Below are 14,063 nucleotides of genomic sequence, written 5' to 3'. Positions count from 1 at the left end.
ATTTTATCGACGTCATCCGCCGAATAGCCGACCGAAATCAAGGCATCGGCAAGGGCAGGGAGTTTGCGCGGATCAAACACCGCAGCGCCACCGGCCGCCGGGCCATAGCCGCTGGCGGCGGGCCAGTAGTGATCCTTGTCTACCCCGTCGGGGAAGTCGTTGGTGCCCGCAACTGAGGGCATGGTATCGAGCCCAATGCCGACATGATCGACCCCGACCAGATCAACCGCATATTTGATATGGCGGATCATGTCGGGGACTTCCGGCGCGTTTTTGGATTTGATGAAGCGCTGGAAGCCACAGATGCCGATCACACCACCGGTATCCGCGCAGGCCTTGATCTGTTCATCATCAATGCAGCGTTCATGACCGCCCAATTCCTTGGGGTTGGCGTGGCTGAAGACAACCGGTTTGGAGGAGACCCGCATGATATCAAGCGAGCTTTGCCGACCGGTGTGCGAGCAATCCATGATCATGCCGCTATTGTTCACGGCCTTGACCATTTCAATACCCAGATCGGTCAGCGGGATGTCGGTATCATGACAGCCGCCCGCGACCGAATTATTGCGGTTATAGGCAAAGTGGATTTGCTTGACGCCAAGCTTGGCAAAGACCGGCACCATTTCGGGCATGTCTTGCAACATGACCGAGCCTTCCAGATCAAACCCGACACCAAGCAAACCTTTGGATTTGGCAATCGCCAGATCCTCAAAACTTTCGATCTGCATGTATTTGTCAGGGTGGGCAGCGATCTTTGCACGGAAGGCGGCAATTACGCGCAGGATATGAGCGACCGTGTTCATATCCATGCCGACATTGACGCAGACATAATCGATCTTGCCCGCGATATAGGTATCAAGCAGATCGATGGGCGTCTTTTCATCCAAAGGCAGGCAAGCATGGGCATCCCAGGTGAAGGCAGGGATATGCTTGCGCTGGTAATTGGTCAGTTTGCTGTCAGCAGGGGCGAAGGGCGTTGCAAAGCTGTTGGTGGCGGCGTTTGTCATGGTATCTCCGGTCAGTCCCAATCGACAAAGCTGTCGACAACGGCGCGATCATAGCCGCCGGCAGCCTTGTAAAGCTGTTGCGAGTAGGGATGTTCAAGTGTTCCGTCTGCCAGTTGGCTGGCGGTGGCGCGTTCAACAATACGGCCATGGTTCATGATGGCAATATCGTCGCACATATGCGCCACGACGGCGAGGTCGTGACTGACCATGATATAGGTCAGGCCAAGTTCGCGGCGCAAGCGACTGAGAAGATTAAGAACTTCGGCCTGAATTGACACATCAAGCGCCGATGTCGGTTCATCAAGCAGCAGAATCTTGGGTTCAAGGATCAGCGCGCGTGCAATCGCGACACGCTGGCGCTGCCCACCGGAAAGCTGGTGGGGATAACGGAAGCGGAAGGAGTTATCCAAGCCGACCTGCTCAAGGGCCTGCACCACACGGCCATCGGAATCGCCAAGCCCGTGGATATTGACCGGCTCGGTCAGGATACGGTCGATGGTATGACGCGGATGAAGCGATCCGAACGGGTCCTGAAACACCATTTGTGCGAGGCGGTAAAACGTCTTGTCCCGCGTTGGGCCGAGTTGCTTGTTATTGACAAGGATTTCTCCCTCCCAGTCATCGACAAGGCCGGTGATGGTGCGAAGGACTGTTGATTTGCCCGATCCCGATTCACCAACCAAACCGAAGGATCCGTTTTTCGGAACATTAATATCGACATCCTTGAGAACGTGGTTGTCGTCAAACCAGGCGTTGAGTTTGTTAATTTCAATCATGTGCTTTCCCCTTAACCTTCGGCCCAGCTTGCTTCGCGTTCAAGGATCGGCAAATCAGCATGATTGCCATCCATTTTCGGCAAGCAGTTCAAAAGTCCCTTGGTGTAGGGGTGTTTGGCCTCGTGCAGGGCAGAGGCCGCGATTTCTTCGACCACATGGCCCTGATACATGACCAGCACACGGTCGCAGAAACTTGAAACCAGTTGCAGGTCATGACTGATGAAAATCAGTGCCATGCCGCGATCACGTACAAGATCATCAAGGATCGCCATGACCTGTAGCTGTACGGTGACATCAAGGGCGGATGTCGGTTCGTCGGCAATGATCAGTTCGGGATCGGGGATCAGCATCATGGCGATCATGACGCGTTGTCCCATGCCGCCGGATACTTCGTGTGGGTAGGAATTGAACACCCGTTCGGGATCACGAATTTTAACCGCATCAAGCATATCAATGGCGCGGTGGCGGGCTTCCTTGGCGTTGACATTGTGATGTTCGCGGTAGGCCTCGATGATCTGGTCGCCAATGGTCATGACAGGGTTCAGCGAATATTTCGGGTCCTGCATGATCATGGAAATGCGCGCACCGCGCACCTTGCGCCATTGTTTCGGCGAAAGGTTGGCGAGATCGACATCGTGAAAGGTCATCTGATCGGCGGTGATTTTGCCGTTGGCCGCGGTCAGACCGAGAATGGCGCGCCCGGTCTGGGATTTGCCAGACCCGGATTCGCCAACAATACCAAGCCGTTCACGACCAAGGTTAAACGATACGCCGCGTACTGCGTGCACATCGCCCTTGGGCGTGTTGAAGGTGACTTCGAGGTTCTTGACCGACAGAAGAGTTTCATTGGACATGATCAATCGCCTCCACGCGGGTCAAGAACATCACGCAGGCCATCGCCCAGAAGATTGAAGCCAAGGCTGACGATGAAGATCGCAAGGCCCGGTACGGTGGCAACCCACCATTGTTCAAGCAGGAACTGACGACCATCAGAAACCATTGCACCCCATTCCGGCATCGGTGGCTGAGCACCAAGACCAAGGAAGCCCAAACCAGCGGCAATCAGGATCATACCCGCCATATCAAGGGTGACGCGCACGACTAGCGAGCTGATGCACATCGGCATGATATGACCGGAAATCAGGCCCATGTTGGACGCGCCCTGAAGACGGGCGGCTTCGATGAAGTCGGATTTGCGCACCGTAATGGTTTCGGCGCGCGCGATCCGGGCATAGGGCGGCCAAGCGGTAATCGCAATCGCCAGAATGGCGTTTTCCAAACCCGGTCCAAGGGCAGAGACAAAGGCCAGTGCCAGGATCAGTTTCGGGAAAGCCAGAAAGATATCGGTAATGCGCATCAGGGTGGCATCAACCCATCCGCCGAAATAGCCCGCAGCCGTTCCAACCAGAAGACCTAACGGGGCGGCAGTGATGGCAACAAGGGCGACAATCAGTAGGGTATATTGCGCACCATAGATCAGGCGCGACAGGATATCGCGGCCCAACTGATCGGTGCCAAACCAGTGGTCGGTACTGGGTGGCTGAATACGGTTGGCAAGATCAGCAGCCAAGGGATCATAGGGGGCCAGAAGCGGGGCAATGATCGTTACCAGAATAAGACCGATAACAATCGACAGCCCGATCATGGCAAGCTTGTTTTCGGTAAACTTGATCCAGCCAAGCCAGGCACGTCCGCATTTGGCTTGCCAGCGTGACTTGGGCGTATCGGATGTCAGCCATTGTTTAAGGCCGGTTTGTGAAGTGGAAGTTTGTGTTGTCATCGTTATCTCCGCGCTCTGGGGTCGAGCAGGCGGTAGAGCACGTCAGAAAGCATGTTCACCCCGATAAAGACCGCACCCACCACAATTGTGCCACCGAGAACCGCGTTCATATCCGCGTTGAGCAGCGAGTTGGTGATGTAAAGGCCAAGTCCCGGCCATGCGAAGATGATTTCGGTCAGAACCGATCCTTCGAGCAGATTGGCATAGGAAAGCGCAATCACGGTCACCAGCGGCACCATGACGTTGCCAAGTGCATGACGCCAGATGATGCGATGTTCGGAAATGCCTTTGACCCGTGCGGTCAGGATATATTCCTGACTGAGTTGTTCGAGCATGAAGGAACGCGTCATGCGCGCAATATAGGCCAACGAGAAATAGGCAAGGATGGATGCAGGCAGAATGATGTGCGAGACAGCATTCCAGAACAGATCCATGTCGCCTTCGATCAGCGTATCGACCAGCATCAGACCGGTGGTCGGTTCGATGAAGTCGACATAAAACGAATCAAGGCGTCCGGGACCAGCGACCCAGTCGAGCTTCATGTAAAATACCAGAAGCCCCATCAGGCCCAGCCAGAAGATCGGCATGGAATATCCGGCAAGACCGATGACACGTACAACGTGATCAGGCCATTTCCCCTTGTTGATCGCGGCAAAAACGCCTGCGGGAACACCCAGGAGAACACCGATGATGGTTGCGAGGGTTGCCAGTTCAAGGGTTGCCGGAAACACGCGTTTGATATCATCAAGCACGGAATTTGATGTCAGCACGGACTGGCCGAAATCACCCTGAACGACATTGGAAATATAGATAAAGAATTGCTGCCAGAGGGGCAGATTGAGCCCCATTTCCTCCTGCACGCGGTCATAAGTGCTTTGTGATGCATGGTCCCCGACAGCTGCGAGCACCGGGTCAATCGGCAAGACGCGGCCGATCAGGAATGTGACAACAAGCAAACCAAAAAATGTAATGGCGAGCGAAAAGACCAGCCGCAGGACAGTTGCCGGCGGGCCGGAAGTGAAACGGGCGCGGTTGCGCCCGTTTCGTTTATTGCGTTTAACAGCGGACATTACGACCGTTGTCTCCTTCGTCGAAGTTAGTCTTTGGTAACGTAACGATAATAGTTGTTATCGAATGACGGACCGAGGACGAAGTTGTTCACGTTACCGCGCATGGATGCGATTTCGGTTTCCTGGAACATGATCACGAACGGACCACTTTCCAGAACTTCTTTCTGAAGATCGACATACATCGCTGCACGTTTCGCATCATCGCGCTCAAGGGTGGCAGCATCGGTTTTTGCAGTCAGATCGCCGGCATCCCAGGAGTTACGCCAAGCAAGCGGCTTGGCAGCAGCATCGTCGGAGTTGTCCGGATTCCATGCGAAGGTAGATGCGTTGGTATGCGGATCCTGATAATCCGGGCCCCAGCGACCGATATAGATATCGTGCTGACGGGCACGGTATTTGGTCAGGGTCTGTTTGCCATCGCCCGGAATGATTTCCAGATTGATGCCAGCCTGTGCCCAGGTTGCCTGGATCGATTGTGCCATCGCCATAATCGCGGTGGTGTTACGGGTATCCATGGTTACGCTGAACCCGTCCGGATAGCCAGCTTCGGCCAGAAGAGATTTGGCCTTTTCGACATCGAGCGAATACGGGTTCTCGTTATATGCACCGAGGAAACCTTCAGGCAGGAAGGCCTGATGGATCTGCGAACGACCAGCCAGGATGGTTTCGGAAATGCCCTTGTAGTCGACAAGGTATTTCAGAGCTTCGCGGACTTTCGGGTTCGACAGATATTCGTTCTTCTGTGACAGACCGAGATACCAGAGTGCGCCCTTGCCCTTGGAGAGCATTTTGACGTCGTCATTGTCCGAGATTGCGGCCAACTGATCGGCTTCGAGGTTACGGGCAATGTCGATATCGCCTTTTTCAAGAAGCAGTTGCTGTGCAGCGGCTTCCTTGACGCTCTGAATGATCACGCGCTTCATTGCCGGCGCGCCATCCCAGTAATCTTCATTGCCGGTCAGGCTGAGGCTTTCGCCAGCTGTCCATTTGTTCAACGCGAACGGGCCGGAACCGGCATAGTTGGTTTTAAGCCACTCGTGACCAAGGTCGCCATCGACTTCGTGGGCAAGGACTTCTTCCTTGTCGACAACCGAGCCGACGCCAGCGGTCAGGCAGTACAGCACGAAGCTTGGCGCGTATGGTTTGTCGACTTCCATGACCAGAGTAGAATCATCGGTCGCGTAGATCTTGTCCTTGACGTTGTCGGCGGTGAAACCGAACTGGCCAAGAATGAAGGCCGGCGACTGATCAAGCAAAATCACACGCTGCAAGGAAAAGGCCGCGTCTTCGGCGGTCAGGTCATTACCCGACGCGAATTCGATGCCATCGCGGATTTTGAAGGTGAAGGTTTTGCCGTCTTCCGAGACATCCCAGCTTTCGGCGACCACACCATAGATTTTCGAGACATCGTCGTTATCGAAGCCGATCAGACGGTCATAGGTGTTACCGGCATATTCAGCGCCGGAAAATTCGAAAATCTGTGCCGGATCAAGCGTGATGATGTCATCAATGGCAAAAGCCATGACAAGTGCATTTTTCGGCGTCTCCGCCTGCGCCATCAAAGGTGCGGTAGCGAGCGCGGTCCCCATGACCAGCCCTGCGATAAATTTGCGCATGATGCGCCTCCCGTTTGTTGTTGTGGGACTGCAGGCCAAGGCGCGGACTGATAGGCAATCGAGTGGACGGTCAAAACGAGATTGGCTCAGCTTTGGGACCATCCGGGGTTCGGCCGACGCCCTCAGGCCCGAAGATCAGTGGGGCGGCCTGCAGGTGTTTCGCTTAGTGCCCGTGAAGCTGAGCATAATTTATACGATTAATCAATGACCAGTCGGTCAGGATTGCTGTCTAAATCATCAAAAGACAGATTCTGCGATAAAACTGCTGCTTTGTGGTTGCGTGACGGAATTGTTGCTTCACCCGAGCGGCTATGATGGAGGGCAGGCCAACGTCGGGACAAAAAAACAAAAAAGCGCCAGCGAATAATCGCGGCGCTTGTTTTGTACGTCATTCCCAATCAGGGAGGGAATGGCGCGAGTGACGAGACTTGAACTCGCGGCCTCCGGCGTGACAGGCCGGCGCTCTAACCAACTGAGCTACACCCGCATGGTGCGTGGCGCGGTTTATATAAAGACCGCCCCATGGTGGCAAGTGTTTTTTGACCGATTTTCGAAAGAAAAATGCGACGGCCAGTTTTGCCGGTTTGATGGGGCAACAGGCGTCTGAAAGCAAAAAAGCGCCAGCGAATAATCGCGGCGCTTATTTTGTACGTCATTCCCAATCAGGGAGGGAATGGCGCGAGTGACGAGACTTGAACTCGCGGCCTCCGGCGTGACAGGCCGGCGCTCTAACCAACTGAGCTACACCCGCATGGTGTGGCGCGGTTTATATAAGGGGTGGTTCGCTCTGGCAAGGGCTTTTTTGCAAAAAAAAGACGGACCGGAAATTTGTCGGTGTGGCATGGGGAAATGGCCGAAACAGGACGCCATTTTTGCAGCATGCGATCGCTGGTTTGCGATGCTTGGCGGGCACGGGGAAAGGTCAGAAAACAAAAAAGCGCCAGCGAATAATCGCGGCGCTTATTTTGTACGTCATTCCCATCAGGGAGGGAATGGCGCGAGTGACGAGACTTGAACTCGCGGCCTCCGGCGTGACAGGCCGGCGCTCTAACCAACTGAGCTACACCCGCATGGTGCGTGGCGCGGTTTTTAGCAGTCACTCACAGGTGGCGCAAGCGGTTTTTGACCCGGAATTTCAATTTTCAAAGCCATTCCTCTGCCGGTAGAAACGCGGGGCGTATCGAGCGCGCCAAAGTTCCGTGTTTAACGCACGGACTGTGTGCTGTTGGGAGACAGAATTCGGCGGCCGAGCCTGCGGGAGGTGCGGTTTCGATTGTCGTCGTCATTTAGGTCGCGGCGGAAGAGGGGGCGCGCATCGATTTGTGCCAGTTCGCTGACATCAGCGCATTGGCAGCACCCGTTGGGTAGCCTTAAGAACGGCAATCGATGAAGGGGTGACTATTCGCGCGGGTCTTCGTAGCGTTCGGTCAGTTTGGTCAGGGCTGCAACAGTTGCCTGTTCAACAGTCGAGCCAAAACCGGTAACGCGACCAGCCAGAATGACATAAAGCGAGTCGATGTGTAGCTGCAAGACGAGCAGCTGTTTTTCGTTGGCGGTGGTGCGGTCCGCAACGAAGGTTTCCATCGATTTGGCGATCTGGGTCATCAGAGGATACTGGAAGGTGCCGCCAAGGGCCTTGACCGAATAGGCAAGGTCACCTGCCGCAGTAATGGCCTGGGGGCGTTTGGATTTGTCGCCAAGGCCAGCGATCACCGTCTTGCGGCATTCCATCAAATCCTTGCCGATATCGCGGACGAACGTTTCGGAACTGCGTTGCACAACCTGTTCGAGCTCTTCGATTTGCTCAGAGGACAGGTTGATGTCAAAACCCTTGACGAAATTTACGGCCCGGCGCTTCAGATCGGTCTGTGCAGGGATGATCTGCACATTCTTTTTCTTCTTAGGTTGTTCAGGCTTCACGATGGCTCCGCTTCCCCAGTCAAAGTGGCTCATTCGTCCATGCTCCTGCGATCAGGACCATCGAACTCGACCTGTCGACGACGTCGGTCCGGGCCAAAATACGTACCGGTGTTCACAAAGACACGCGGTCGGGTAATGACCGATACCAGACGGCTATAAAGTGCCTTGGCGTTGAAGGGTTTTGCAAGAAATTCCGTAATGCCAAGATCACGTGCCGTTGTCACATAGCGAAGCTCGGAATGTGCGGTCAACATGATTACCGGAATGAAACGGTTCGGTGAGTTGGTCGAATTGCGCATCACATCAAGGAACTCAAGTCCATCCATGCCATGCAGGCGCCATTCGCAAATCACAATGTCGATCTTTTCCGTGCGCAGTACATCAAAGGCATTATTCGGCGATTTAACCCGCTGGATATGACTGGCCCCCAAATAGGCGAGCGTGTCATAGACCACCTGAGCCGAAATCTTGTCCCCGTCAACGATCAAAAAACTGATCTTACTAAAGTCTATTTTCGCGTTCATCCGGCCTCGGTTCCTGAGCATCATCACGAAATGCGTCGCTGTTCAGGATAATACAGCAGCAAATCATACCCCGTTGCTGACCCGTAAACCCTTATACCTTTGTCTGGTTTCCGGCAAGGCCAAACCGCAATGAGGAAAGGCCGGAAATCTGACAAATACTGACCCCAAGACAGCTTGAAATATCGAACAGACGACGTTTGCGTCTTATTGTTTTTGGTGCTCGTGTCCGGTTTGAACACACCCAATATTGGTGATTTTTTCTGGGTGTAAAGAGGAAGATCGGTTTTTATTTCATGGGTTTAGTGGTGCCGTCGTCTTCAATGACCTTTACGCTTACACCGGACTCCGCGAACATCTCGGTGGAAATTTTCATATCCTGTTCCCAGCGTTCGAGGAAATCGGGGGTCAGTTTCGACTTGTCGACATAGACCTCGGCAATGCCAGCCTGAATGATGGCACGTGCGCAATCGCAGCAGGGAAAGTGGGTGACATACAGCGCACAGCCATCAAGCGATGTCCCGGTATAGCTGGCATTATAAATGGCATTGCGTTCCGCATGTTCGGTATAGGCGTATTTTTCCGGACGCTGATGGCGGGTTTCGACTTCATCATCGACCCCGCGCGGGAAACCGTTATAGCCGACAGCGCGAATTTCCTTTTTCGGGCCGATGACAACGGCACCGACCTGAGTGCTGCGGTCTTTTGACCAGTCTGCAATATGGGCTGCAAGTCCGAGAAAGCGGTGGTGCCATTTGCTCATGAAAAGGGTCCTGTCTGCGCCAGAGGGGCGTTTTGTTGGCCTGTCAGTTACGACCGGCGTTGTTACCGGCAAGGGTCCTTTAAAGAAGGGGCTTCTTGTAATTGTCCAGTGAAAAATCACATTTTTGTAAAGGCATTTAAAGAAAAGTTCCTGTTCAAATAGGGGCTGATTGATTATTAAGGAGTTACCCCCAGAAAATATCAGGACGCCTTTTCGTCTCGCCGCAGATGCAGGCCGAAGCGAGAAGGATCATGTGTAAACCGAATAACAAGAGGTAGTAGCCGATGCGCCGTCAACGTAAGGCGAAGATCATCGCGACCCTGGGGCCGGCAAGTTCAAAGCCAGAAATCCTCGAGAAAATTGTTGAATCGGGCGTGGACGTATTCCGCCTGAACTTCTCGCATGGGGAACACTCAGAACATCTGGCCCGTTTCGAGGCGATCCGCGCTGTAGAAGAAAAACTCGGCCGTCCGATCGGTATTCTGATGGATCTTCAGGGGCCGAAAATTCGTGTCGGTACCTTTGCTGATGAGCAGATCGAACTCGAAGCCGGTGACAAGTTCAAGTTCGACATGGACAAGAAGCCGGGCGACAAGAAGCGCGTGGCGTTGCCCCATCCCGAAGTCTATGCGGCACTCAAGCCGGGTGCGCACCTGTTGCTTGATGATGGCAAACTGCGCATGCAGGTCGACAAATGCGATGACAAGTCGGCGGAATGCACCGTCATTACCGGCGGACCACTGTCAAACCGCAAGGGTGTCAACCTTCCTGACGTCATGCTGCCGCTGTCACCGCTGACGGACAAGGATCGTGCCGATCTGGATTACGGTCTTGAGATGGGTGTCGATTTCGTAGCACTTTCCTTTGTGCAGCGTCCCGAAGACGTGGCCGAAGCGCGCAAGATCATTCAGGGACGTGCGGCCATCGTTTCCAAGCTGGAAAAGCCGCAGGCGATTGATCACCTTGATGAGATTGTCGATCTGTCCGACATGATCATGGTGGCCCGTGGTGACCTTGGTGTCGAATGCCCGCCGGAAGATGTACCGATCCTGCAGAAACGCATCATCAAGTCTTGCCGCGAAGCCGGCAAACCGGTGATTGTTGCGACACAGATGCTGGACTCGATGGTGTCAAACCCGGCACCGACCCGTGCAGAGGCATCAGACGTCGCGACCGCGATCTATGATGGTGCGGATGCCGTGATGCTCTCGGCCGAGAGTGCGGTTGGTAAATATCCGCTAGAAACCGTATCGATCATGAACAGGATTCTGGTGCGTGTTGAACAGGATGAACTGTATTACCGCATGCGCGATGCCAACCGTCCGGATCCGGAGCATAATGCCCCGGATGCGATCAGTGCGGCGGCCCGCCAGGTCGCAGCCACAATCGGTGCGAAAGCGGTTGTGAACTATACTTCGTCCGGGTCGACGGCCTTCCGTGCAGCGCGTGAGCGTCCGGAAGTTCCGATTCTTGGTCTGACGCCACGGATTCAGACTGCACGTCGTCTGGCTTTGTGCTGGGGTGTGCATCCGGTCTTTACCCGGGATGCTACCAACTTTGCTGAAATGGTCGGGATCGCCACAGAAGTCGCAAAACGCGAAGAGTTTGCCGGACCGGGTGATTCGCTGGTGATTACCGCGGGTGTTCCGTTCGGAACCCCGGGTGCGACCAATATTCTGCGCATCGCATGGGTTGGCAATAATTAACCCAATCAGTTGCGTATAGAGAATTACAGATCACGGGCGTCCTTTCGGGCGCCCGTTTTCTTATGGCTGTTGGGCAAGGAAACGGCTCTTTGGGGCGTTTTTCGATGGTAACGGGCAGGGCGCTGTATAACCCCTTTGATCGTTAATGTTTTTTTGAGTCTTTGCGCCGATAGTCATTCTGTAATCAGGGCTCTGTCCAAGGATATGAGCCATCGAGGTTGGGCTATCAAATTTAGACGTCTTGTCTGGTTGTGTATCGCTGTCAGTTTCGGTTAAGCTATTCTGACAAAACACAAAAACAAGGCATCGCAACGTCGATGCCGATATGCCGCCAGGCACGGGACCAGGGGAATAACTGCGATAATGCTGAGTTGGATGTTCAATCGGCAAAAGAATGCGGGCAATGAGGGGCTTGATGACAAAGCCTCGGCAAAGCTGCGTGATTTGGCCGACACTGTACGTACGATCGCACCTGAGACGTTTGGATCTGAAGCTGGTCACGCTCATCAGAGCCGTGCAATTCCCCGCAAACATATTTCCAACAATTCTGCCGATGCCGCAGGTCTTGAGCATGCCGCGCGCCTTTCATCCGAAATGGATGCGCTTGATGATGTTGAAGATGTGCCTGATTTCGATAGTGACGTCCGCATGGATGTCGCACGCCGTCTGCGCCGACACCTGACAGAGTTAAGTCCCTCTGAACGTCTCGACATGGTTGACGAATTCGTCGCCGCGATTGCCAATATGGGGGATTGCTATCGCCCGCAGGTGATTTCGCTGATCGAACAGGAACTGGGGCATACCCCGTATATGACCCGTCAGGCGGCTACCCGTCTGCGGCAGGATATTCAGGCAATTGGCCGGGTATCGATTGCCGATTATATCGAACTTCTGAGTGATGCCGACTTCCTTGACATCATGCGTGGACGTGCTGAATTCGTTCAGACCGCTGCAGAACGTGAAAAGGCAGAGCTTCAAGCCGCCGCCAAGGCCCGTCTGATCAAACAGCAGGCCGGAAAGGAAAAGGGCGGTTTGCTGAACCGGTTGCTGTCGTCTGATGATGCACCGCGCAACGTCGTGCCGATGACACCGCAGTTCGCCGAGAACGCTACGCCGAAGCCAAAGGCACCCGAAAACGACATTATGGGCGGCCAGAACCGCATTTCGCGTCAGGCACAGCGTCGCATTGCCCATTTCATCATGGCATCGCTGTTTGATACCCTGGTTGAACAAGGCCGGATGCGCACCGAAGTCGCGCGCGCCTTGCGCCAATCGGTGCGTCAGCGGATCGAAAAGGCCCGCTTTGAAAACCGGATGCCGATGCCACCGCGCGATAGCGAGATGGATGTCGAGATTTCCGATAACGAAATGGTCGAAAACGATATCGTCGAGGCGTCTGACGACAAGATGACGATGGACCAGTATGTGCTTGATGCCCTGTCGCGCAACGATGACGCGCTTGTCGTGCAGGCACTTGCACAATATGCGCAAATCCGGCCCAACGCCGTTTCCAAGATCCTTGATTCTGGCAGCGCGCGGGCGATTACCGCCCTTGCATGGCGTGCGGGAATGACCGCGCCTGCGGCCGTCGTCTTGCAGATCAGCAATGGTATTCCAGAATCGGCAATTGAAAGCCCGGCAGCCGGTGGTCGCTATGCGATGGCAGCGGCTGACATGGACTGGTATATCGATTTCTTCAGCGATATGAAGCCGGTGGTTTCGCGCACGAAGGTCGAAAAAGAAAGTGAACCGGCCCCCGCAGAGCCGCCGAAAACAGCTACGCGGAATTCGGGGCGCAGCCGCGGTCTTCGTCCCAGAGCGGGGCGTAACAGTGGCGGACTTGAAGGCCTGGTCTCTGACAGGCGATCCAAGGGTCGCAAAGAGGACTGAGTGCCATGAGCAGCAATCACGGCATCTCATATGAGGGGCTAAAACATGCCCTTAACATCAAGGAAAGCTATCTGTCTGGCGAACCGCTTACCGTAACCGGGGCGGCGAAACAACAACGCCTGTTGATGCCGGAACACTTGCTGAGCAACGACCTTGCCCTGATGCAGTATGACGATCCATTCGCACTGGCCGTGATTGCCACGAAGGATCCAGAAAGCCCGATGGCCTTGGCCGCAGCGATCCGAATGGGACCGCATGCCAAGTGCAAGGAATTGATCACCGGGGTTTTTGAAGTCGTATCCGAGGCAACCAAACACGAACTGGTTGCCGATTGCGCCAAACTCCTGACCAAGAATGCCTTCAGCCCGGAAGCCTTCCACCTTGTGCGCACGCGTGCATCCAATCACGTGGTGGAAATCCGTGAAGCCTATCGCCGTGCGATGGGGAATAACCTTCGGGCTTTGCTTGATGGTAAAATGGAAGCCCGTGAATTCGTCGAGGAATTCATCGAACTGGCATCCAATGGCAACCTGCGCATCGATATCTATCGCCGTCTGGTGATGAAGCTGATGCGTTCTGATGCGGTGCGGCCCAGCGTGAAATTCATGCTGCTGGAGCGCCTTGATCGTTTCCCGCAGATGGTGAAGCTTCAGATCGTCAATGAGGTCAATTCCGCGCCCGATACACCGGAATACCAGACCCTGAAGCAGGAACTGCGCTGGATTTATGAAGCCAAGCAAAAACACCAAGGCCCGCAGTCCGCGCAAACACCGATCAATGCATCAAGCGTCACCAACGGGTCGGGGCCGACTATCAAGGCAGCAGATATTGTCGGGCGCTCGCAGATTGATTTCGGGGCAGCAGCCGGAATGCATCGTCGCAACAGCATCATCAAACCGGCTGAGCCGACCCTGAAGCGCAATAGCAGCCCGAACATCATGACCAGCGGCGGGTTCAGCACGCGTGAACTGTCTTCCTGGCTGAATTAAACAACCAGTAAAAACAGACCTGACA

12 protein-coding genes and 3 tRNA genes are annotated in these 14,063 nt (G+C 54.6%); 3 read left to right on the top strand and 12 right to left on the bottom strand.

What is annotated here, in order from left to right; genetic code table 11:
* From HED22_RS03520 to HED22_RS03465, 12 genes are all read right to left on the bottom strand, one after another.
* A partial coding sequence (locus HED22_RS03520) for a dipeptidase (RefSeq protein WP_167718939.1) occupies nucleotides 1-1,007 on the bottom strand: 1,007 nt, incomplete at its 3' end.
* An 11-nt stretch (nucleotides 1,008-1,018) separates the two neighbouring features.
* Nucleotides 1,019-1,783, bottom strand: coding sequence for an ABC transporter ATP-binding protein (locus tag HED22_RS03515; protein WP_167718936.1), 765 nt, complete (start codon nucleotides 1,781-1,783; stop codon nucleotides 1,019-1,021).
* 11 nt (nucleotides 1,784-1,794) lie between these two features.
* The gene (locus HED22_RS03510) at nucleotides 1,795-2,637 is read right to left on the bottom strand and encodes an ABC transporter ATP-binding protein (protein ID WP_167718934.1); all 843 of its coding nucleotides are present in this window, start codon (nucleotides 2,635-2,637) and stop codon (nucleotides 1,795-1,797) included.
* Between the two features lie 2 nt (nucleotides 2,638-2,639).
* Nucleotides 2,640-3,563, bottom strand: coding sequence for a nickel transporter permease (gene nikC, locus HED22_RS03505; protein ID WP_167718931.1), 924 nt, complete (start codon nucleotides 3,561-3,563; stop codon nucleotides 2,640-2,642).
* A 2-nt stretch (nucleotides 3,564-3,565) separates the two neighbouring features.
* Nucleotides 3,566-4,633: an ABC transporter permease gene (locus HED22_RS03500; protein ID WP_175581091.1), complete on the bottom strand. Its 1,068-nt coding sequence runs from the start codon at nucleotides 4,631-4,633 to the stop codon at nucleotides 3,566-3,568.
* A gap of 26 nt (nucleotides 4,634-4,659) precedes the next feature.
* Complete coding sequence (locus HED22_RS03495; RefSeq protein ID WP_167718927.1) at nucleotides 4,660-6,249, bottom strand: ABC transporter substrate-binding protein; 1,590 nt, start codon at nucleotides 6,247-6,249, stop codon at nucleotides 4,660-4,662.
* Nucleotides 6,250-6,659: 410 nt separating this feature from the next.
* Nucleotides 6,660-6,736 (bottom strand) — tRNA-Asp (locus HED22_RS03490).
* Between the two features lie 187 nt (nucleotides 6,737-6,923).
* A tRNA-Asp gene (locus HED22_RS03485) sits at nucleotides 6,924-7,000 on the bottom strand.
* Nucleotides 7,001-7,242: 242 nt separating this feature from the next.
* Nucleotides 7,243-7,319 (bottom strand) — tRNA-Asp (locus HED22_RS03480).
* 328 nt (nucleotides 7,320-7,647) lie between these two features.
* On the bottom strand, nucleotides 7,648-8,202 hold the full coding sequence (locus HED22_RS03475) for a transcriptional regulator (RefSeq protein WP_167718924.1): 555 nt from the start codon (nucleotides 8,200-8,202) through the stop codon (nucleotides 7,648-7,650).
* The gene (locus HED22_RS03470; RefSeq protein WP_167718920.1) at nucleotides 8,199-8,693 is read right to left on the bottom strand and encodes a response regulator; all 495 of its coding nucleotides are present in this window, start codon (nucleotides 8,691-8,693) and stop codon (nucleotides 8,199-8,201) included. Before HED22_RS03470 ends, HED22_RS03475 begins: the two co-directional genes overlap by 4 nt.
* A 286-nt stretch (nucleotides 8,694-8,979) precedes the next feature.
* Complete coding sequence (locus HED22_RS03465) at nucleotides 8,980-9,453, bottom strand: dCMP deaminase family protein (RefSeq protein WP_167718917.1); 474 nt, start codon at nucleotides 9,451-9,453, stop codon at nucleotides 8,980-8,982.
* Between the two features lie 284 nt (nucleotides 9,454-9,737).
* On the opposite strand from HED22_RS03465, the gene pyk reads away from it, so the two are divergent.
* From pyk to HED22_RS03450, 3 genes are all read left to right on the top strand, one after another.
* On the top strand, nucleotides 9,738-11,159 hold the full coding sequence (gene pyk / locus HED22_RS03460; protein WP_167718912.1) for a pyruvate kinase: 1,422 nt from the start codon (nucleotides 9,738-9,740) through the stop codon (nucleotides 11,157-11,159).
* A gap of 363 nt (nucleotides 11,160-11,522) precedes the next feature.
* Nucleotides 11,523-13,049, top strand: a complete 1,527-nt coding sequence (locus HED22_RS03455) for a DUF2336 domain-containing protein (protein ID WP_167718909.1) — start codon at nucleotides 11,523-11,525, stop codon at nucleotides 13,047-13,049.
* 5 nt (nucleotides 13,050-13,054) lie between these two features.
* Entirely contained in the window at nucleotides 13,055-14,038 is a 984-nt protein-coding gene (locus HED22_RS03450; protein ID WP_167718907.1) for a hypothetical protein, read from the top strand.
* The last annotated feature ends 25 nt before the right edge of the window (nucleotides 14,039-14,063 follow it).

Source organism: Thalassospira sp. HF15 (assembly GCF_011806525.1).
In the GTDB taxonomy this organism is placed as follows: domain Bacteria; phylum Pseudomonadota; class Alphaproteobacteria; order Rhodospirillales; family Thalassospiraceae; genus Thalassospira.
This window is presented reverse-complemented; position numbering and strand designations above follow the sequence as displayed.